Source organism: Methylobacterium sp. J-067 (assembly GCF_022829465.1).
GTDB classification, from domain to species: Bacteria; Pseudomonadota; Alphaproteobacteria; order Rhizobiales; family Beijerinckiaceae; genus Methylobacterium; species Methylobacterium litchii.
On sequence record NZ_JAKSXZ010000092.1, the window covers coordinates 231016 to 250916 of the forward strand.

A 19901-nucleotide genomic window follows, 5' to 3' on the forward strand; every position below is an offset into this window, starting at 1 on the left:
CCCACGGTGGCGAGTCCCCGCGCTGCCGTCTAAGGTTCCGCGTCTTGCGGAATCCGCTCCCAAGCGTCTCCTGCGCGGATGCGGCCTTCCGGGCTGCCCCGCGCTCCAAGAGGTCCCGAATGCTCTCTGACGATACGCCCGCCCGGCTCCCCGACCGCACCGTCAACGTCCGCGACGTCTTCGGCATCGACCTCGACCTCAAGGTGCCGGCCTTCGCCGAAGCCGAAGAGCACGTGCCCGATCTCGACCCGGACTACATCTTCGACCGGGAGACGACGCTCGCCATCCTGGCCGGCTTCGCGCGCAACCGCCGCGTGATGGTCACCGGCTATCACGGCACCGGCAAGTCGACCCATATCGAGCAGGTGGCGGCCCGGCTGAACTGGCCCTGCATCCGCATCAACCTCGACAGCCACGTCTCGCGCATCGACCTCGTCGGCAAGGACGCGATCGTGCTGCAGGACGGCAAGCAGGTCACGGCCTTCCAGGACGGCATCCTGCCCTGGGCCCTGCAGAACAACGTCGCCCTCGTCTTCGACGAGTACGATGCTGGCCGCCCGGACGTGATGTTCGTGATCCAGCGGGTGCTGGAGGTCTCGGGCCGCCTGACGCTGCTCGACCAGAAGCGGGTCATCCGCCCGCACGCGGCCTTCCGCCTGTTCGCCACGGCCAACACAGTCGGCCTCGGGGACACGTCGGGCCTGTATCACGGCACGCAGCAGATCAACCAGGGCCAGATGGACCGCTGGTCCATCGTCACCACCCTGAACTACCTGCCGCACGACCGCGAGGTGGACATCGTCCTGTCGAAGGCGCCCCACTACAAGGGCGACAGCGGCCGGGACATCGTCAGCCGCATGGTGCGCGTCGCCGACCTCACCCGCAACGCCTTCATGAACGGCGACCTCTCCACCGTCATGAGCCCGCGCACGGTCATCACCTGGGCCGAGAACGCCGACATCTTCCGCGACATCGGCTTCGCGTTCCGCGTGACCTTCCTGAACAAGTGCGACGAGCTGGAGCGGACCCTGGTGGCCGAGTTCTACCAGCGCGCTTTCGGCAAGGAACTGCCCGAGAGCGCGATGAACGTCGCCCTGAGCTGAAGGCCAGCATGTCCCTGTCCAACCGCAAGCCCGGCGAGCGGCGCGAGCCTGTCGCGGAGCCCCTGAAGCGCTCGGTGGCGGGGTGCCTGCGCGCCATCGCCCGCAAGGCCGAGATCGAGGTCACCTACGCCACCGACCGGCCGGCGCTGACGGGCGACAAGGCCCGCCTGCCCGAGCCGCCGCGGAAGATGTCGGCGGGGGACGTCGCGGTGCTGCGCGGCAACGCCGACGCGATGGCGCTGCGCCTGGGCTGCCACGATGTGAGCCTGCACCGCCGCTTCGCCCCCGAGAACGCCCCGGCGCGGGCGATCTACGACGCGGTCGAGCAGGCCCGCGTGGAGGCGATCGGCTCCCGGCGGATGTCGGGCGTGTCGAGCAACATCGCCGCGATGCTGGAGGACCGCTACCACCGGGGCGGCAAGTACGAGACCATCACCGACAGGGCGGACGCGCCACTCGAGGACGCCGTCGCCCTCATGGTGCGCGAGCGGCTGACGGGCCAAGCCCCGCCCGAGGCGGCCAATAAGATCGTGGACCTGTGGCGCTCGCACATTGAGGAGAAGGCCGGGCCGAACCTCGACGGGCTCATCGGCTCCATCGAGGACCAGCGCGCCTTCGCCCGCTCGATCCGCGACCTCCTCACCTCCCTCGACATGTCGGACGAGACGCCCTTCGACCCGGAGGACGACGAGAACGACGACGAGAACGACGCCCAGGACGACGAGCAGAACCCGAGCGAGGGCGATTCGGAGGAGAAGTCGCAAGGCGACCGCGCCGAGATCGAGACCTCGGAGGAAGCCTCGGACGACATCGAGGAGGGCGCGCAGGAGCAGGCCGACGCCCCCTCCGGCGAATTGCCCGACGAGGCCGAGGATGCCGAATCGGATGAGGCCGCCGAAGGCTCCCGCCCGCCGCCGCGTCAGGCGAACGAGGCGCGCGGCCCCGAATACAAGGTGTTCAGCCCGAAATTCGACGAGGTGATCCACGCCGAGGACCTGTGCGACGCGGACGAACTCGCCCGCCTGCGCAGCTACCTCGACAAGCAGCTCTCGCACCTGCAGGGCGTCGTCGGGCGGCTGGCGAACCGGCTGCAGCGCCGCCTCCTCGCCCAGCAGAACCGCGCCTGGGACTTCGACCTCGAAGAGGGCCAGCTCGATCCGGCGCGCCTCGTGCGCGTGGTGACGGACCCGTTCCAGCCCCTCTCCTTCAAGCAGGAGAAGGACACGAATTTTCGCGATACGGTCGTCACCCTGCTGCTCGACAATTCCGGCTCGATGCGCGGGCGCCCGATCACCGTGGCGGCGACCTGCGCCGACATCCTGGCGCGGACGCTGGAGCGCTGCGGCGTGAAGGTCGAGATCCTGGGTTTCACCACCCGGGCGTGGAAGGGCGGCCAGAGCCGCGAATCGTGGCTCGCCGCCGGCAAGCCGGCCTCGCCCGGCCGGCTGAACGACCTGCGCCACATCGTCTACAAGGCGGCGGACGCCCCCTGGCGCCGGGCGCGGAAGAACCTCGGGCTGATGATGCGCGAGGGGCTGCTGAAAGAGAACATCGACGGCGAGGCGCTGGATTGGGCGCACAAGCGCCTGCTCGGCCGCCCCGAGCAGCGCAAGATCCTGATGGTGATCTCGGACGGTGCGCCGGTCGACGATTCGACCCTCTCGGTCAACGCCGGCAACTATCTGGAGCGCCACCTGCGCTGGATGATCGAGGACATCGAGACCCGCTCGCCGGTGGAACTGCTCGCCATCGGCATCGGCCACGACGTGACGCGCTACTACCGTCGCGCGGTGACGATCATCGATGCTGAGGAACTTGGCGGCGCGATGACGGAGAAGCTGGCGGAGCTGTTCGAGGAGGACGGCGCGGCGGTCCCGATCCGGCAGCCGGCGCGGATGGCGGCGGGCGGGCGGCGCTAGGCGCCGCCCTCTCTCACAGGCCGAGGTCGCTCAGCGACGGATGGTCGGCCGGGCGGGGGGCGGAGCGGTCCCAGTGGAACAGGCGCTGGTCCTCGCGGATCGGCAGGTCGTTGATGCTGGCGTGCCGCGCCTGCATCAGGCCGTGGGCGTCGAACTCCCAGTTCTCGTTCCCGTAGGCCCGGAACCACGCGCCCGACGCGTCGTGGAACTCGTAGGCGAATCGCACGGCGATGCGGTTCTCGTGAAACGCCCACAGCTCCTTGATCAGCCGGTACTCGTGCTCGGCCTGCCATTTGCGGGTCAGGAAGGCGACGATGGCCTCGCGGCCGGAGAAGATCTCCGCGCGGTTCCGCCAGCGGCTGTCGGCCGTGTAGGCGAGCGAGACCTTCTCCGGGTTGCGCCCGTTCCAGCCATCCTCGGCGGCGCGAACCTTCTTCGCGGCGCTCTCGGCGGTGAAGGGCGGAAGCGGCGGACGGCTCTCGGACATGATGGATCCTGGACACACGAAAGCGACCGGCGCCTTGTGAGCGCCGGTCGCTTTCAGATCAATCCGAAAAGGGCCTCAGGCCGCGGCCGGAACCTCGGCGAGCTTCTTGTGCAGCTCGCGCTTGAGGAGACGGGCGGTCTGCGACAGGTCGCCTTCCGAGGCCTTCACGAGGAAGGCATCGAGCCCGCCGCGGTGCTCGACCGTGCGCAGGGCGTGGGCGGTGATGCGCATCCGCACGCGCTTGCCGAGGGCATCGGACTGGAGCGTGACGTTGCACAGGTTCGGCAGGAACCGGCACTTGGTCTTGTGGTTCGAGTGGCTCACGAGGTGGCCGACCTGAACGGCCTTGCCGGTGAGTTCGCAGCGGCGCGCCATGACTTGAATAATCCCGTTTCGTTCCGCCGCGGGCCAGATCGCAGCCTGCGCAAACCTTCGCGCCGCGGGCTGCGCCCGTGCGTCAAACCAGGTCCGGCGGAGTCCTGTTGAAGGCGGGGGCTATAGGCGACACAGGGCCGTCCCGTCAAGGCTCGACCGGTGATGCCGTCGTCCGAACCCTCTGTTAACCATGGCACGGGGATAACCAAGCCCATTCCGCGCGGCCCGGCCGGCGCGGTCCAGGATTTCGAGCCGGACCATGCGTATCACGATCCCGGTCAGACCCCTCCTCGCGGCGACCCTCGCCGCCGCCCTGGGGATGCTTCCCCCGCAGGCGGAGGCGCGGCCCCGCAAGGCGAAGGTCGCCGCCGCCCCCGCCTCCCTTTCCGTCGATTACGCCATCGCGCTCGCCGGCCTGCGGATCGGCACCGCCCGGCTTGCGGGTGCCTTCGAGCGCGATTCGTACCGGATGGACGTCTCTGCGACGCTCACCGGCCTCGTCGGCGCCATCACCGGTGGCCAGGGCTCCGCGCGCTCCTCGGGGGGCGTGGGCGCCGGCCCGCTGCCGGACGCCTTCTCCATCGCCACCCGCACCGCCAGCTCCGGCATCGCCGTGCGCATGGCGCTGGCCCACGGCAACGTGGTCCAGACCGAGATCACCCCGCCGCTCGTGGACATGCAGGACCGGGTGCCGGTCACGGCGGCCATGAAGCGCAGCATCATGGACCCCGCGAGCGCCCTCGTCATGCCGGTGAAGGCGGGCGCCGCCCCCACCGACCCCGCCAATTGCGACCGCACCCTGCCGCTCTTCGACGGGGCGACACGCTTCGACGTGGTGCTGAGCTACGCGGAGACGCGCGAGGTGCAGAAGCCCGGCTATGCAGGCCCGGTCCTCGTCTGCAACGCCCGCTACCGGGCGATCGCCGGCCACCGACACGACCGGCCGGGGGTGAAGTTCATGGAGGACAACCGCGAGATGTCCGTGTGGCTCGCGCCGGTCGAAGGCACGAAGGTCCTCGTACCCCTGCGCATCTCCGTGCTCACCGAGATCGGCACCAACATCATCGAGGCGACCCGCTGGACGCGGGCGGGCGAGACCGAGACCGCCGGACGCGCGGGAGACCCGGCCCTCGCCCAGGCGAGCCTGCCCGGCCAGTGACGCTTCCCTTCGGCGCGGGGCGGCCCTATCCCGGTGGAGCGGCCGAGCCCGCCCGAGGAGACGCCATGGCCAAGGGATACATCATCGTCCGCATGACGGTCACGGACCCGGAGGCGTACAAGGACTACGCCGCCATGGCCTCCGAGGCGATGAAGCTCTACGGCTGCAAGCCGCTGGTGCGGGGCGGTCGCAGCGAAGCCCTGGAAGGCGAGGCCCGCCCGCGCAACGTCGTGCTCGAATTCGAGTCCTACGAGGCCGCCCGGACCTACTATTATTCGCCGGAATACCAAGCCGCCGTCGCCAAGCGCCTGCCCGCCGGAACCGGCGAAGTGGTGCTGGTCGAGGGCGTGGACTGAAGGCTCCCCCCATGCTGCCGCGCCTTGCCGTCCTCGTCACCCTCCTGAGTGCCGCCCCGGCGCTGGCGCAGCCCCTCACCGCAGGCTCGGCCTGCGGGGGCGATGCCTTCTCCTCGGCGCAGGTGATCGAGCACCGGCCGCCCCGGCGCGGGCCGATCACGGCGGTGCCGGACACTCTCTGCGCCGACGTCGAGCCGCAGCATCCGCAGGCGGACGTGCGGATCGACGCCTACCCCGTCATCGTGCCGCAGGTTGGCAGGGGCGGGCGCAGCGTCCCATATTAGGGGCAGCCGGTCGTCCGACCGCAGGAACAGCCGATCATCGACGCCCTGCTTCGCCCCACCCAGCGCTCCCTCCGCCGCGACGCCCGTGCCCGCGGCGTGACGGCCGTCCTGGGCCCCACCAATACCGGCAAGACGCATCTGGCCATCGAGCGGATGCTCGCGCACCCGACCGGGATGATCGGGCTGCCCCTGCGGCTGCTCGCCCGCGAGGTCTATCTCCGCGTCGTCGCCAAGGTCGGCCCAGAGAAGGTCGCCCTCGTGACCGGCGAGGAGAAGATCAAGCCGGACCGGCCGCGCTACTGGATCTGCACCATCGAGGCGATGCCGCGCGATCTCGACGTGGCCTTCGTGGCCATCGACGAGATCCAGCTCGCCGCCGACATGGATCGCGGCCACGTCTTCACCGACCGCCTGCTCTACGTGCGCGGCCGGGAGGAGACGCTGCTCATCGGCTCCTCGACCATCCTGCCGCTGGTGCAGGACCTGATCCCGAACGTCCACACCACCACCCGGCCGCGCCTGTCGCAGCTGACCTTCGCGGGCGAGAAGAAGCTCTCGCGCCTGCCCCGGCGCACGGCCATCGTCGCCTTCTCGGCGGAGGAGGTCTACGCCATCGCCGAGTTGATCCGCCGCCAGCGCGGCGGCGCGGCGGTGGTGCTCGGCGCCCTGTCGCCCCGCACGCGAAACTCCCAGGTGGAGCTCTACCAGAGCGGGGACGTGGACTACCTCGTCGCCACCGACGCGGTAGGGATGGGGCTGAACCTCGACGTGGACCACGTCGCCTTCGCCGCGAGCTGGAAATACGACGGCACCCGCTTCCGCCGCCTCACCCCGGCCGAGATGGGCCAGATCGCCGGCCGGGCCGGACGCCACCTGTCGGACGGCACGTTCGGCTCGACGGGCCGCTGCAAGCCCTTCGAAGCCGAACTGGTGGAGCGCCTGGAGAACCACGATTTCGATCCGCTGCGCATCCTGCAATGGCGCAACCCGGATCTCTCCTTCGGGAGCCTGGAAGCCCTCCAGACGAGCCTCGACGAGCACCCCCGCGAGGCGGGCCTGACCCGCGCCCCCATGGGCGAGGACCAGCAGGCGTTGGAAATCCTGATGCGCGAGGACGACATCCGCGACATGGCGCGCGGCCCCTCGGCGGTGCGCCGCCTCTGGGACGTCTGCGGTGTGCCCGATTACCGCAAGGTGCACCCGCAGGTTCACGCGGACCTCGTCGCCGAACTCTACCGCTTCCTGATGAAGGGCATGGCCGGGCGCATCCCGGACCAGTGGTTCGCCGAGCACGTGGCGTCGATCGACCGGACGGACGGGGACATCGACACCCTGTCCCGGCGGATCGCGCAGGGGCGCACCTGGACATTCGTCGCGAATAGACCTGACTGGCTTCGCGACCCCGAACATTGGCAGGGCGAAACGCGTCGGGTAGAGGACAGACTGTCGGACGCCCTCCACGAACGCCTTGCGAGCCGCTTCGTTGACCGGCGCACCAGCGTCCTGATGCGACGCCTACGAGAGAACACGATGCTCGAAGCCCAAATTACCCCCGACGGGGATGTCACCGTCGAGGGTCAGCATGTCGGCCAGCTGAACGGCTTCCTGTTCGTGCCCGATGCGAGTGCGGAAGGCCACGAGGCCAAGACGCTCCGCAGCGCGGCCGAGAAGGCGCTCGCCAGCGAGTTCGAATCACGGGCCGAGCGGTTCGCCACGACGGCGGATTCGACCCTCGTGCTGTCGCATGACGGCACGATCCGCTGGACCGGCGCCCCGGTGGGCCGCCTGGTACCGGGGGACAAGCTGTTCGCCCCGCAGATCCGCGTCCTGGCCGATGACAGCCTCGACACGGCGGGCCGCGAGAAGGTCCAGGCCCGACTCGAGGCGTGGCTGAAGGCGCATGTGACGCGCCTCCTCGGCCCGCTCATGGAGATCGAGACCGCCGCCGACCTCACCGGCCTCGCCAAGGGCATCGGCTATCAGGTGGTCGAATCGCTCGGCGTGCTGGAGCGCTCGAAGGTCGCGCAGGAGATGCGCAGCCTCGATCAGGACGGCCGCGCCGCGCTGCGCCGCCACGGCGTGCGTTTCGGCGCCTACCATATCTTCCTGCCGGCCCTGTTGAAGCCGGCGCCGCGCACCCTGGCCGCCCAACTCTGGGCCCTGCGCAACGGCGGGCTCGACCAGCGCGGCCTGGACGAGATCGCCCATCTCGCCGGCTCCGGCCGCACCTCGATCAAGGTCGACAAGGAGATCGCCAAGGGCCTCTACCGGGCCGCCGGCTTCCGCGTCTGCGGCGAGCGGGCGGTGCGCGTCGACATCCTCGAGCGCCTCGCCGACCTGATCCGCCCGGCCATCGCCTACCGCCCTGGCACGACGCCGGGCGCCCCGCCGGACGGCAGCGCCGACGGCGACGGGTTCGTCGCCACGGTCGGCATGACCTCCCTGGTCGGCTGCTCGGGCGAGGATTTCGCCTCGATCCTGAAATCCCTGGGCTACGCCAACGAGTCGCGCCCCGGCCCGGCCATCACCGTGCCGCTGCTCGCCGCCGCCCCGACCGAGCCGGCCAAGCCCGTCGTCGCCGCCGAAGCGCCGGAGGAGGCCCCCGAGGCCAACGCCGACGCCGCGACGGAGGAAGCCCCCTCCGACGAGGCGCCCGCCGAGAGCGCGCCGTCCGACGATCTGGTCGCCGAGACGGAGGTCGATCCGCTGATCGCTCAGGCGGAGACCCCGGTCGCGCCGGAGCCCGAGACCGCGCCCGCCGCCGTCGAAGCCGAGGCCGAGACCCCGGCCGAGCCCGAGCAGGCCAAATCTGCAGACGCCGAGCCGGTCGCGGAGGCCGCTGCCGACGGCGAGACCGTCGCCGAGGCGTCGGACGAGGCTCCCGCCGAGGAGGAGGCCGCGCCTGCCGAGATTGCCCAGGTCGAGGTGTGGCGGCTTCAGCGTCACCAGCGCCCGGCCAATGCCCGCCCGAACAACCGTCCGCGCGGTGGCCGCCGCGATGGCGCCCCGGCCGGGGCTTCCGATCAGCCGCGCCGGGCCGAAGGTCAGGGCCAGGGCCAAGGCCAAGGCCGCGACGAACGTCGTCGCGACCGTCCCGAGGGTCCGCGCCCCGAGCGGCGCCGGGACGAGGGCCGTCCCGACCGCCGGCCGGAGCATCGCGGCGAGGGGCGGCACGATCCGCGCCAGGAACGCCATGGCGGGCCGCGTCCCGACCAGCGTCCGCCCCGGCGCGAGCGTGCGCCGGATCCCGACTCGCCCTTCGCCAAGCTCGCAGCCCTCAAGGCCCAGCTGGAATCGGGCGGCGGCGACAAGCGCTGATCGGCGGGAGGCGCGATGCGCGAGGGGCGTCAGCGCCTCGACAAATGGTTGTGGTTCGCGCGCTTCGCTCGCACGCGCACCCTGGCCGCGCGCCTCGTCGATGACGGCTATGTCCGGGTGAACGGGGCGCGCTGCGACAACCCGGCCAAGGCGCTGGGCCTCGGCGATGTGGTCACGGTCGCGGCGGCGCATGCCACCATGGCCGTGCGGGTCGCCGATCTCGGGACGCGGCGCGGCCCGGCCGAGGAGGCGAGGGGCCTCTACGAGCCGATCACCGGCGAGCCGGGGTGATGACGCGCTGCCACAGGGGGACGTCCTGCCGGGGGAGCGGCGTCGGCGCGCTTGTCAGTGGGGGAGGCAGAGTCTAGAGCCCTTCCCGACAACGCTTACCAACAGCGCCTGCGCGCCAGCGCAGCCCCGGATGCGCGGGCCGTGTGCCCCATCCGGATGATGCGGGACCTGAGGACCTAGAGAGCCGATGACCTACGTCGTCACCGAGAACTGCATCAAGTGCAAGTACATGGACTGCGTGGAAGTCTGTCCGGTGGACTGCTTCTACGAGGGCGAGAACATGCTCGTCATCCATCCCGACGAGTGCATCGATTGCGGCGTCTGCGAGCCGGAATGCCCGGCCGAGGCGATCAAGCCCGACACCGAGTCGAGCCTGGAGACGTGGCTGAAGCTCAACGCCGACTACGCGAAGAGCTGGCCCAACATCACGCAGAAGAAGGACGCCCCCTCCGACGCGAAGGAATGGGACGGCGTCTCCGGCAAGCTGGACGCGCATTTCTCGCCGAACGCCGGCACGGGCGATTGATCGCCTTCTGATCTGTGTGATTGACCGGACCGGGCGCACCGCCGCATGAACCCTGCGGGACGGCCGTGCGCTGCCGGAAGACCTGCCCTGCATCGCCTCCCTAGGCGGGCGGGCGCGTCGGTGTAAAACCCTGAGCGCAGGCGCTGCGGGCGCCCGCGTGCCTTCGAGCGAGCTTTGATTCCGGCGCGGTTTGTGATACACAATCCGCCTGCCGTCGCTCGCGTCAGACGTGCCTACTCCGCGCCGAAACGCATTTCCCTCATTGGGGGTTGCATGTGTTCGGCCGCCGGGTCTCTCCCGGCGGAAGGCAATGTCGCGTGCCCGGCTTCGCGAGTGTTCCGGGGTCGCGCTCTTCATGCGCCGGTTCCGGGAAGTTGCGATCCGACCGGGTGTCGTCCGCCCGGGAACAGCTTTTCGCGCGAGGCGCCCGCCGTGTCGCGCGTCAGTGGAGGCCCTTCTCGCATGACCACAGCCAAGAAGACGACCGCAGGCCGGCAAGGCTTCAAGACCGGCGAGGCCGTCGTGTACCCGGCCCACGGTGTCGGTCGGATCACCGCGATCGAGGAACAGGAGATCGCTGGATACAAGCTTGAGCTGTTCGTCGTCTCCTTCGAGAAGGACAAGATGGTCCTTCGGGTGCCGACCGCGAAGGCCAACTCCGTCGGCATGCGCAAGCTCGCCGAGCCGGAAGTGGTGAAGAAGGCCCTCGACGTCCTGACCGGCCGCGCCCGCGTGAAGCGGACGATGTGGTCGCGCCGGGCGCAGGAATACGAGGCGAAGATTAATTCGGGCGATCTGCTGGCCGTCACCGAAGTGGTGCGCGACCTGTTCCGCTCGGAGGCTCAGCCGGAGCAGTCCTACAGCGAGCGGCAGCTCTACGAGGCCGCCCTGGACCGGATCGTCCGCGAGATCTCCTCGGTGAACCGCATCACCGAGACCGAGGCGCTGAAGCTCATCGAGCAGAGCCTCGCCAAGTCGCCGCGTCGGGCCAAGGCGGAAGCCGAGGCTGAGAGCGAGGGCGAAGCCGAGGGTGACGACATCCAGGAGGAGGCGGCCTGAGAGGTCGTTTCACCTTCTAATTGAGTTGAGGAAAAGCCCGGCCGTGATGGCCGGGCTTTTTCGTTGCACACACCCGAAATGGTTAACCGCGTCACTTTTCCCCCTGGACTTGTCTTTCGACTCTGGAAAGCGGCGCGAACCGACCCATCTTTCGGAAAGTTGATCGCGATTCTTGTCCGGCCGAGCATCTTTCCGCGATGCGGGCGCGGAACTTTCGCGTTTGCGCTGCCGTTACCGGTTGCTTGGCGTCGCTCAGACTGACGCCTTGCGCGCCGGACGATTGGGACCGGTGCCGCACAAGCACTCGGTTCTAGAGAGGCAGGCGGGATGGCGGAAATCGCGGGAATTCGTCGACAATTCATCCGGACCGCGATGGAGGCGCCCTTCCTCGCCCGCGAAGAAGAGCGCGACCTCGCCGTCCGCTGGAAGGACAGGCGCGACGAGCGTGCCCTTCACCGTCTAATCTCGGCCCATATGCGTCTCGTCATCGCCCTGGCGGGGCGCTTTCGTCATTATGGGCTGCCGATGGCCGACCTCGTTCAAGAGGGGCATGTCGGCCTGATGGAGGCGGCGGCGCGCTTCGAGCCGGAGCGGGAAGTGCGCTTCTCCACCTACGCGACGTGGTGGATCCGGGCTTCCATCCAGGATTACATCCTGCGGAACTGGTCGATCGTGCGCGGCGGGACGTCCTCGGCGCAGAAGGCCCTGTTCTTCAACCTGCGCCGCCTGCGCGCTCGGTTGATGCAATCCACCGAAGAGCATGTCGGCGACGAGATCCACCGCCGGATCGCCAGCGCCATCGGTGTCTCGCGGGACGACGTGGCCCTGATGGATGCCCGCCTCTCGGGGCCGGACATGTCGCTGAACGCCCCCGTGGGCGAGGACGGCGACGCTGCCTCCGAGCGGATGGACTTCCTCGTGGATGGCGCAGCCCTTCCAGATGAGACCGTCGGTGCGGCCGTGGACGGCGAGCGCCGCCTCGGCTGGTTGCAGCAGGCGCTGGGCGTCCTCTCCGAGCGGGAACTGCGCATCCTGCGCGAGCGTCGCCTCGCCGAGGATCAGGCGACCCTCGAAGCCCTGGGCCAGCGCCTCGGCATCTCGAAGGAGCGCGTGCGCCAGATCGAGAACCGCGCCCTGGAGAAGCTCCGCCGCGCCTTGGCCGACCGCTTCCCCGCCGAGACCGGCAGCCCCTACGTCGGCTGATCCCCTGCGCGACGGGAACCAAAAGGCCCGGCCCCTCGGCCGGGCTTTGTCATGTCAGGCCGGCTGGTTCTGGTGGGAGGCGCGCCGCTCCCGGCGCTTCCGGCGGCGGCCGGGCTCCGGCGTCGCATCGAGCCAGATCACGAGGCCGAGGGCGAAGAGGGCCGGCACGCCGAGGGCGAGGAAGGCCCCGGTCCAGCCGAACCATCCATAGGCGAGGCCGCCGTACCAGCCCGACAGGGCGCCGCCCACGCCCTGCACCGCGTTGACGCTGCCGAGGGCCGTCTGGGTGCGGCCCGAGCCCCAGGTCAGGTCGGCCACCACCACGGGCACCGCGACGCCGACGATGCCCGAGGCGATGCCGTCGAGCACCTCCGCGCCGATGAGCCACCACGGATCGTCGATCAGCCCGGACATCACCGCCCGCAGGGGCAGCACGGCGAAGGCGACCATCAGCAGGAGCCGCCGTCCGCGCCGGTCGGCCAGGGACCCCGCGAACAGGGCGACCGGCACCATCACGAGTTGCGCCACCATCACGTAGCGGGCGGTCCAGACCGTCGCGTCGCCGGAGGTCGCCACGAGCTTCTGCCCGAGCAGGGTCAGCATCCCGCCGTTGCCGAGGTTGAACAGGGTGAGCGCGACGGTGAGCACCAGCAGGCGGCGGTTGCCGAGCACCTGCCGGATGCCGGAGCGCTCGGGCTCGTCCTCCTCGTCCTCCGTCCAGCCCACCGCCCGGCGGCGGTTCCAGGCGTTGGCGGGGGTCGTCACCGTCGCGACGATGGCGGCGAGCGCCATGGCGCCGAGCACGTAGAAGGCCGTGGCCGGGCCGAAGGGGGCGCCGAGGCTGATGACGCCGGCCGCCAGCAGGATGCCGAGGTGGTTGAAGGCTTGGTTGCGGCCCTGCTGCTTCGGAAACCCGTCCTTGCCGACGATGCCCAGGGTCAGCGCCGCCACGGCGGGCAGGAGCAGCGTGCCGCCCGCCGCCGCGAGGAGCTGCGCGGTGAACACGGCGAAGAAGCTGCGGGCCGGGAGGAGGAGGAGCGTGCCGGCGAGGATCGCGGTGCAGGCCCCGCCGATCAGCAGCCGGGGCCGGGGCACCCGGTCCACCAGCGCGCCGAAGGGGCCGCTCAGGAACAGGGTGCAGAACCCGACCAGGGTGACGACGAACCCGACCCGCGCCGGGCCCCACTGGGCCGATTGCGCCAGCCATGTCCCGAGGAAGGGGCCGAGCCCTCCCTGGATGTCGCCGATGAAGAGGTTGATCAGGGAAAGGTGGGCGGTGGGGGGCATGCTGTCCGACTACCGTGGGGCCGCCCGCATGGGCCGCCCGGACGGTGCGGTCAAGCTTTCGCACCCCTGACGAGGTGGCCCGCCCGTGGGGGCGGGCCCGAGACCTCAGGAGGCGAGGGGACCCGTGGCGCCCTGCTGCTCCATCATCTTCTGCCGGTAGAGGCCGACGAAGTCGATCGGGTCGATGTACAGGGGCGGGAAGCCGCCGTTGCGCACCGCCTCGGCGACGATCTGCCGGCCGAAGGGGAAGAGCAGGCGCGGGCACTCGATCATCACGGCCGGGTGCATCTGGTCTTCCGGGATGTTCAGCATGCGGAAGATGCCGGCATACTTCACGTCGAAGGCGAACAGCACCTCGTTGTCCATCTTGGCGTCGCCTTCGAGGGTCAGCTCGACCTCGAAATCCGTCTCGCTGAGCTGCGAGGCGTTGACGTTCACCTGGATGTTGATCTGCGGCGAGGCGCCTTCCTTCGGCTGGAGGGAGCGCGGGGCATGCGGGTTCTCGAAGGAGAGGTCCTTCACGTACTGCGCCAGGGCGTTGATGGTGGGGGCGCCCTGCGGCATGCCGCCGCCGTTGCCGTTGGCTGCCGGGGAATCGGCCATCGGATTCATCCTTCTCGATCTGACGTCCGGCGCGGACGGCGGAAGACTGTCTTGGCACGGGCCGCCCAAGGCCCTTCCTCCGGCGCGGCTATCACGCCCACAGGGAACCGACAAGCGACGCGGCGGGGCGAGATCGGCACAGGATTCAACCACCGGTCGCGCGGGTTCGTCGCATCACAAACGGGACTGCCCGAACAACCGGCTCGATCCGAGCGCGTTGGTCGGATAAGGGTGAACGTACGACGCGCTACGGCAGGGCCCAGACGCGCGGGGCGACAGACGCGCGGACGGCCGCAATCGGATCGGTGATGCAGGACGGTTTCGACTTAACGACGATCATCTTCCTGGCGCTGGCCGTGTTCGTCATCTGGCGGTTACGCTCGGTCCTCGGCCAGAAGACCGGCGCCGAGCGCTCGCCCTTCAAGCCCGTGGAGCGCAGCCGCACGGAGCCGCAGAACCGGGGCGGCGACAACGTCGTGCGCCTGCCCGGCGTCGACCGCGTGGCCCAGCCAGCTCCGGCCGCTGCCCCGCGCGACTGGCGCGGCATCGCCGAGCCGGGCTCCGAGGTGGCGCGCGGCCTGGAGGCCGTGGTGCAGCTGGAGCCGAACTTCGAGCCGCGCTCCTTCATTGAGGGCTCGAAGGTCGCCTACGAGGCGATCATGATTGCCTTCGCCAAGGGCGACCGGAAGACCCTGCGCTCGCTGCTCTCGAAGGAGGTCGGCGAGGCGTTCGAGCGGGCCATCGCCGAGCGCGAGCGCAACCGGCAGACCCTGGAGACGACCTTCGTCTCCATCGACCGGGCCGAGATCGTCGCCGTGGACGTGCGCAACCGCGTCGCCCACATCACGGTGCGCTTCCTCTCCAACCTCATCACCGCCACCCGCGACGCCAACGGCAAGGTCGTGGATGGTAGTGCGGAGACGGTGGTCGAGGTGCCGGATGTCTGGACCTTCGCGCGCACCCTCGGCTCGCGCGATCCGAACTGGCAACTCGTCGCCACCGAGGCCGGCGCCTGACCGTCTGGTGACGTGCGACCTCCGCGTGCCCGCCTCGGACTCGCCTCCGTCGCCCTAGCCGCGGCGCTTCTGGCGCCGCGGGCCGCCTCGGCGCCCGCCGAGATCGCGGGCGCACGCCTCGAACCCGTCGCCATCGCCGACTTGGCAGGCTTTCCTGGACCTGACCCGGCCGGGGCGCTCGCCGCGTTCCGGCGCGTCTGCGCCGCGCCCATGCCCGCGCCGCCCCAGCGGAATGGCGTGACGGGGAACGTCGTCGATCTCATCGCCGCCTGCGCCAAGGCGCTCACCGTTCCGCCGCAGGGCGCCGCCGACTTCTTCCGCCGCGCCTTCGCCGCCTATCGCATCGTGCGCCCGGACGGGACACCGGGCTTCCTCACCGGCTATTTCGAGCCGGAACTCCCGGGCTCCCTCACACAGGCGCCGGGCTTCACGACGCCGATCCTCGCCCGGCCGGACGACCTCGTGACCCTCGGCCCCGGCGAGACGCGGCCCGGCCTCGATCCGGCCCTGCGCGCCGCCCGCGCCACGGCATCGGGGTTCGAGCCCTATCCCGACCGGGCCGCTATCGAGGACGGGGCCTTGGCCGAGCGGGCGCGGCCGATCCTGTGGCTACGCGACGGCGTCGATCTCCTCGTGCTGCAGGTCCAAGGCTCGGGCCGGATCCGCCTGCCGGACGGCCGGGCGGTGCGGGCGCTCTATGACGGGCGCAACGGCCGCGCCTACACGGCGGTGGCGAAACTCATCGTGCAGGAGGGGCACCTGCCCCTCGAAGGGCTGACGCTGGCCCGCTGGACGGGCTGGCTGCGCGACCACCCGGGCGAGTCCAGGCGGCTCATCCGCCGGAACGCCTCCTACATCTTCTTCCGCCTCGCGGAGGTCGAGGAGCCCACCCTCGGCCCGCCAGGGGCGGCGAACGCGCCGCTCTCCCCCGGCATCGGCCTCGCCGTCGATGGCACGCTGTGGCGCTACGGCCTGCCGTTCTGGCTGGAGGGCCGCCTGCCGGGCGCGCGGGAGGGCGAGCGCGGACGCCTGACCATCGCCGCCGACACCGGCTCGGCCATCGTTGGGCCGGCGCGGGGGGACCTGTTCGTCGGCAGCGGCGCGCAGGCCGGCATCGCCGCCGGCAACCTGCGCGATCCGGTGGGCTTCGTCGTCCTGCTGCCGCGCCACGGGGGCGGGTCGTGAAGTCGCCGCGCCGCTCGCGCGGCCTCTCCTCCGGCGACAGCCGCCTGTGGCGCGAGGTCGCCAAGCGCTTCACGCCGCTGCAGGGCCGCCCGATCCCGCAGGCCGAGGAGCCGATCCCCGCGCCCTCCACCGCCACGATGCCGGAGCGCCTGCCCGGCCCCCGGGCGACGCCCTTCAAGGGAGCGCCCGCCAAGGCCCCGCCGGCCTTCGTGCCGCCGCCGCCCCGCGTGGCGACCGCCGCGCCCTATCAGGCGCCGCCGCAGAATCCGATGCCCCATGCGGGGCTCGAACGGCAGGCGCGGATCGCCCTGAAGCGCGGGCGCCAGCCCATCGAGGCCCGCCTCGACCTGCACGGCATGATCCAGGCCGAGGCCCATGCGGCGCTGACGGGCTTCCTCCTGCGGGCGCGGGCGGCGGGGCACGGCTACGTCCTCGTCGTCACCGGCAAGGGCGGGGAGACCTATGCCGACCCGTATCGCGAGCGCGGCGTGCTGCGCCGGAACGTGCCGCACTGGCTGCGCTCGCCGGAATTGCGCGGCATCGTCCTGGGCTTCGAGGAGGCCGCCCGCCACCATGGCGGCGGCGGCGCCCTCTACATCCGGCTGCGGCGGCGGTAGGGCTCGGGCTCCGGCTCGGGCTGGCTCTCCGCCTCCGGCAGGAAGGGCAGGCGCAGCCGCGCGGCGTAGGGGTAGATCGCCGGCAGGACCACGAGGGTCAGCAGCGTCGCGGAGACGAGGCCGCCGATCACCACCGTGGCGAGCGGCCGCTGCACCTCCGCCCCCGCGCTGGTCGAGAGCGCCATCGGCAGGAAGCCGAGGGTTGCGACGAGGGCCGTCATCATCACGGGGCGCAGGCGGGATTCGGCGGCCTCCGTCGCCGCGTCGCGGGGGCTCAGCCCCTCGCGTTCGAGGTCGTGGATGGTGTTCGTGAGCACGACGCCGTTCAGGATCGCGATGCCGAAGGTCGCGATGAAGCCGATGGCCGCCGAGATCGAGAAGGGCAGGCCCCGCAGGTAGAGGGCGAGGATGCCCCCCGTCGCCGCGATGGGCACGTTGAGGAAGATCAGGCCGGCGAGGCGGATGTCGCCGAACATCACCACGAGCAGCACGAGGATCGCGGCCAAGGCCGCCGGCACGACGAGGATCAGCCGGGCGGTCGCCTCCTGCAGGTTCTGGAACTGGCCGCCCCATTCGAGGGAGTAGCGCGGTGGCAGCGTCACCTGCGCCTTCACGGCGGCCTGGGCCGCGTCCACGAAGCTCTGCGCGTCGCGGCCGCGCACGTTGGCCTGCACGGAGATGCGCCGTTGCAGGCTGTCGCGGCTGATCTGCGCCGGGCCGGAGGCGACCTCGACGCTGGCCACCATGGAGAGCGGCATCATCATCTTGCCCGAGCCGCCCACCGGCAGGGTGCGGATGCGTTCGATGTCGCTGCGGTCGGCGGGATCGAGGCGCACGACGATGTCGGTGATGGAGTTGTCGTCGCCATAGACGACGCCGCTGGTACGCCCGCCGATGCTCCTCACCACGTCGAGCACGTCGGAGACGTTGATGCCGTAGCGGGCGGCCTTGGCGCGGTCGATCGCGACGGTGAGGGTCGGCATCCCGGCCTGGGCCTCGGCCTTCACGTCGGCGGCGCCGGGCACGGCGGAGACCACCTTCACGATCTCGTCGGCCTTGCTCGCCAGCACCTTCAGGTCGTCGCCGTAGAGCTTGATCGCCACGTCGCCGCGCACGCCCTGGAGGAGGTCCTCCATGCGCATCTGGATCGGCTGCGAGAAGGAATAGGCGACGCCCGGCACCTCCGCCTGCAGGCGCTTGTCGAAGGCGGCGACGAGCCCGTCCTGGCTGTCGGCGGTCGTCCAGGTGGCGGGATCGGTGAGGGTGATGAAGCTGTCGGTGGATTCGACGCCCATCGGGTCCGTCGGGATCTCGGCGCTGCCGGTGAGGGAGACGACCTTCTTCACCTCGGGGAAGGATTTCAGCACCGCCTCGATCCGGTGCACGGTCTTGAGCGAGGCGTCGAGGTTGATGCCCGGCAGCTTCTCCGAGGTGATGACGATGGAGCCCTCGGCCAGTTGCGGCAGGAACTCGCCGCCGAGCCGCGTGGCGAGGAGGCACGAGCCCGCGAAGAGCGAGAGCGTCAGCAGCAGGGTGATCCCGGCATGGCGCTCGGCGAGCCGCAGCACCGGGGTGTAGGCGCGGCGCATCCCGTGGACGAGGCGGGTCTCGTGCTCCCCGAGCCCCTTGCCGGACAGGAAGAGCGCGGCCAGCGCCGGCATCAGCGTCATGGTGACGATCAGCGAGCCGCCGAGCGCCAGGATGACCGTGAGCGCCATCGGCACGAACATCTTTCCCGCCACGCCCTGGAGCGCCAGGATCGGCACGTAGACGACGATGATGATCGCCACCGCGAACATCACCGGCTTGGCGACGGCGGCGGCGGCCTCGCTCACCACGGCGAGGGGCGGCCGGTCGGGATGGGCGCCCCGCGCGCGCAGCACGTTCTCGATCATCACCACCGAGCCGTCGACGATCAGCCCGAAATCGATGGCCCCGAGGCTCATCAGGTTGCCGGAGAGGCCGATCAGCCGCATCCCCGCGAAGGCCATCAGCATGGAGAGCGGGATCGCCGCCGCCACGATCAGCCCGGCGCGCAGGTTCCCGAGGAGGAGCAGCAGCACCACGATGACCAGGGCCGCCCCTTCGAGGAGGTTGTGCGCCACGGTGTGGATCGTGCGGTCCACCAGGGCGCTGCGATCGTAATAGGGGACGATCGAGACGCCGGGCGGCAGCTCGCTTCGAAGGGAGTCGATGGTTGTCTTGACGCCCTCGACCACGGCGCTGGCGTTCTCGCCGTACTGCATCAGCGCGATGCCGACGACCGTCTCGCCCTGCGCGTCGTGCGTAACGGCGCCGAGGCGGACCTTCGGCGCCTGCACTACCTTGCCCAGCGTCGAGACCAGCACCGGGATGCCGCCGGCGGCGGTGGTGACGACGACGTTGCCGAGATCCTCCGGCCCCTTGGCGAGGCCGAGGCCCCGGATCGTCAATTGCTGGTCGTTGTGCTCGATATAGGCGCCGCCGCCGTCGGCGTTGTTGTCCTGGAGCGCCGTGTAGACCTGGGCGAGGGTCACGCCGTAGCGGCGCAGGGCCTCGGAGGAGACCTGGACCTCGTAGGTCGGCAATTGCCCGCCGTAGATGTTCACGTCCACCACGCCCGGCGTCAGCTTGAGCTTGGGCGCGATGGTCCATTGGAGGATGCGCTTCAGCTCCATCGGCGAGGTGGCAGGGCCGCGCAATTCGAACTGGTAGATCTCCCCGAGGCCGGTCGCCATCGGCCCCATCTGCGGGTCGCCGACGCCCGCCGGCATCATGCTCTTGGCGAGCGGCAGGCGCTGGAACACCTGATCCCGCGCGTCGCGGATCGGCACCGCGTCGTGGAAGGTCACGTAGACCGCCGAGATGCCCGCCCGCGACACGGAGCGGACGCCCTCCATGCCCGGCGCCCCGGCCATGGCGTTCTCGACGGGGAAGGTGATCAGCCGCTCCACCTCCAGGGGGCCGAGGCCCGGCGAGAGGGTGAGGACCATCACCTGCTTCGGCGAGATGTCCGGCACCGCGTCGATGGACAGGCCCCGGAGGTTGGCGATGCCCCCCGCCGCCCCGGCGAGCGCCAGGACGAGGACGAGGAGGCGGCGCCGCACGAGCATCGCGAACCAGCGTTTCATGGT

General features: G+C 70.7%; 18 protein-coding genes. 13 read left to right on the top strand and 5 right to left on the bottom strand.

The window, feature by feature from the left end; all coding sequences use genetic code 11:
- Positions 1-119: 119 nt before the first annotated feature.
- Positions 120-1103, top strand: coding sequence for a cobaltochelatase subunit CobS (gene cobS / locus MKK52_RS10185; protein WP_243953670.1), 984 nt, complete (start codon positions 120-122; stop codon positions 1101-1103).
- Positions 1104-1111: 8 nt separating this feature from the next.
- The gene (gene cobT / locus MKK52_RS10190; protein WP_243953671.1) at positions 1112-3022 is read left to right on the top strand and encodes a cobaltochelatase subunit CobT; all 1911 of its coding nucleotides are present in this window, start codon (positions 1112-1114) and stop codon (positions 3020-3022) included.
- Positions 3023-3035: 13 nt separating this feature from the next.
- Here the strand turns inward: cobT and MKK52_RS10195 are convergent, their stop codons facing one another.
- A complete protein-coding gene (locus tag MKK52_RS10195; protein WP_243953672.1) occupies positions 3036-3509 on the bottom strand; it encodes a DUF1348 family protein in 474 nt (157 codons plus the stop codon).
- Positions 3510-3584: 75 nt separating this feature from the next.
- Complete coding sequence (gene rpmB, locus MKK52_RS10200; protein WP_243953673.1) at positions 3585-3884, bottom strand: 50S ribosomal protein L28; 300 nt, start codon at positions 3882-3884, stop codon at positions 3585-3587.
- A 259-nt stretch (positions 3885-4143) separates the two neighbouring features.
- On the opposite strand from rpmB, the gene MKK52_RS10205 reads away from it, so the two are divergent.
- From MKK52_RS10205 to MKK52_RS10240, 8 genes are all read left to right on the top strand, one after another.
- Positions 4144-5043 (top strand): DUF3108 domain-containing protein, encoded by a 900-nt coding sequence (locus MKK52_RS10205; protein WP_409564648.1) that lies wholly within the window; start codon positions 4144-4146, stop codon positions 5041-5043.
- Between the two features lie 65 nt (positions 5044-5108).
- Positions 5109-5399 carry a DUF1330 domain-containing protein gene (locus tag MKK52_RS10210; protein WP_243953674.1) on the top strand — a complete coding sequence of 97 codons (291 nt, stop codon included), beginning with the start codon at positions 5109-5111 and terminating at the stop codon, positions 5397-5399.
- Positions 5400-5410: 11 nt separating this feature from the next.
- The gene (locus tag MKK52_RS10215) at positions 5411-5683 is read left to right on the top strand and encodes a hypothetical protein (RefSeq protein ID WP_243953675.1); all 273 of its coding nucleotides are present in this window, start codon (positions 5411-5413) and stop codon (positions 5681-5683) included.
- 96 nt (positions 5684-5779) lie between these two features.
- Complete coding sequence (locus tag MKK52_RS10220; RefSeq protein WP_409564649.1) at positions 5780-9001, top strand: helicase-related protein; 3222 nt, start codon at positions 5780-5782, stop codon at positions 8999-9001.
- A gap of 15 nt (positions 9002-9016) precedes the next feature.
- Positions 9017-9292, top strand: a complete 276-nt coding sequence (locus tag MKK52_RS10225; protein WP_243953676.1) for an RNA-binding S4 domain-containing protein — start codon at positions 9017-9019, stop codon at positions 9290-9292.
- Positions 9293-9479: 187 nt separating this feature from the next.
- A complete protein-coding gene (gene fdxA / locus MKK52_RS10230; protein WP_243953677.1) occupies positions 9480-9818 on the top strand; it encodes a ferredoxin FdxA in 339 nt (112 codons plus the stop codon).
- 462 nt (positions 9819-10280) lie between these two features.
- Positions 10281-10877 (top strand): CarD family transcriptional regulator, encoded by a 597-nt coding sequence (locus tag MKK52_RS10235; RefSeq protein WP_243953678.1) that lies wholly within the window; start codon positions 10281-10283, stop codon positions 10875-10877.
- 327 nt (positions 10878-11204) lie between these two features.
- Positions 11205-12080 carry an RNA polymerase factor sigma-32 gene (locus MKK52_RS10240; RefSeq protein ID WP_243953679.1) on the top strand — a complete coding sequence of 292 codons (876 nt, stop codon included), beginning with the start codon at positions 11205-11207 and terminating at the stop codon, positions 12078-12080.
- A gap of 54 nt (positions 12081-12134) precedes the next feature.
- On the opposite strand, the gene MKK52_RS10245 is transcribed toward MKK52_RS10240, so the two are convergent.
- Positions 12135-13367: an MFS transporter gene (locus MKK52_RS10245; protein ID WP_243953680.1), complete on the bottom strand. Its 1233-nt coding sequence runs from the start codon at positions 13365-13367 to the stop codon at positions 12135-12137.
- 105 nt (positions 13368-13472) lie between these two features.
- Positions 13473-13970: a protein-export chaperone SecB gene (gene secB, locus MKK52_RS10250; RefSeq protein WP_243953681.1), complete on the bottom strand. Its 498-nt coding sequence runs from the start codon at positions 13968-13970 to the stop codon at positions 13473-13475.
- Positions 13971-14278: 308 nt separating this feature from the next.
- On the opposite strand from secB, the gene MKK52_RS10255 reads away from it, so the two are divergent.
- Genes MKK52_RS10255 through MKK52_RS10265 form a run of 3 tightly spaced genes read left to right on the top strand, consistent with a single transcriptional unit; the run spans position 14279 to position 16788 of the window.
- Positions 14279-14986: a Tim44/TimA family putative adaptor protein gene (locus MKK52_RS10255; protein ID WP_243953682.1), complete on the top strand. Its 708-nt coding sequence runs from the start codon at positions 14279-14281 to the stop codon at positions 14984-14986.
- Positions 14987-14998: 12 nt separating this feature from the next.
- The gene (locus tag MKK52_RS10260) at positions 14999-16171 is read left to right on the top strand and encodes a murein transglycosylase A (RefSeq protein ID WP_409564650.1); all 1173 of its coding nucleotides are present in this window, start codon (positions 14999-15001) and stop codon (positions 16169-16171) included.
- Positions 16168-16788, top strand: a complete 621-nt coding sequence (locus MKK52_RS10265) for a Smr/MutS family protein (protein ID WP_243953683.1) — start codon at positions 16168-16170, stop codon at positions 16786-16788. Before MKK52_RS10260 ends, MKK52_RS10265 begins: the two co-directional genes overlap by 4 nt.
- Here the strand turns inward: MKK52_RS10265 and MKK52_RS10270 are convergent.
- Positions 16764-19898 carry an efflux RND transporter permease subunit gene (locus MKK52_RS10270; RefSeq protein WP_243953684.1) on the bottom strand — a complete coding sequence of 1045 codons (3135 nt, stop codon included), beginning with the start codon at positions 19896-19898 and terminating at the stop codon, positions 16764-16766. The two genes, MKK52_RS10265 and MKK52_RS10270, sit on opposite strands and share 25 nt — an antisense overlap.
- Positions 19899-19901 lie beyond the last annotated feature (3 nt).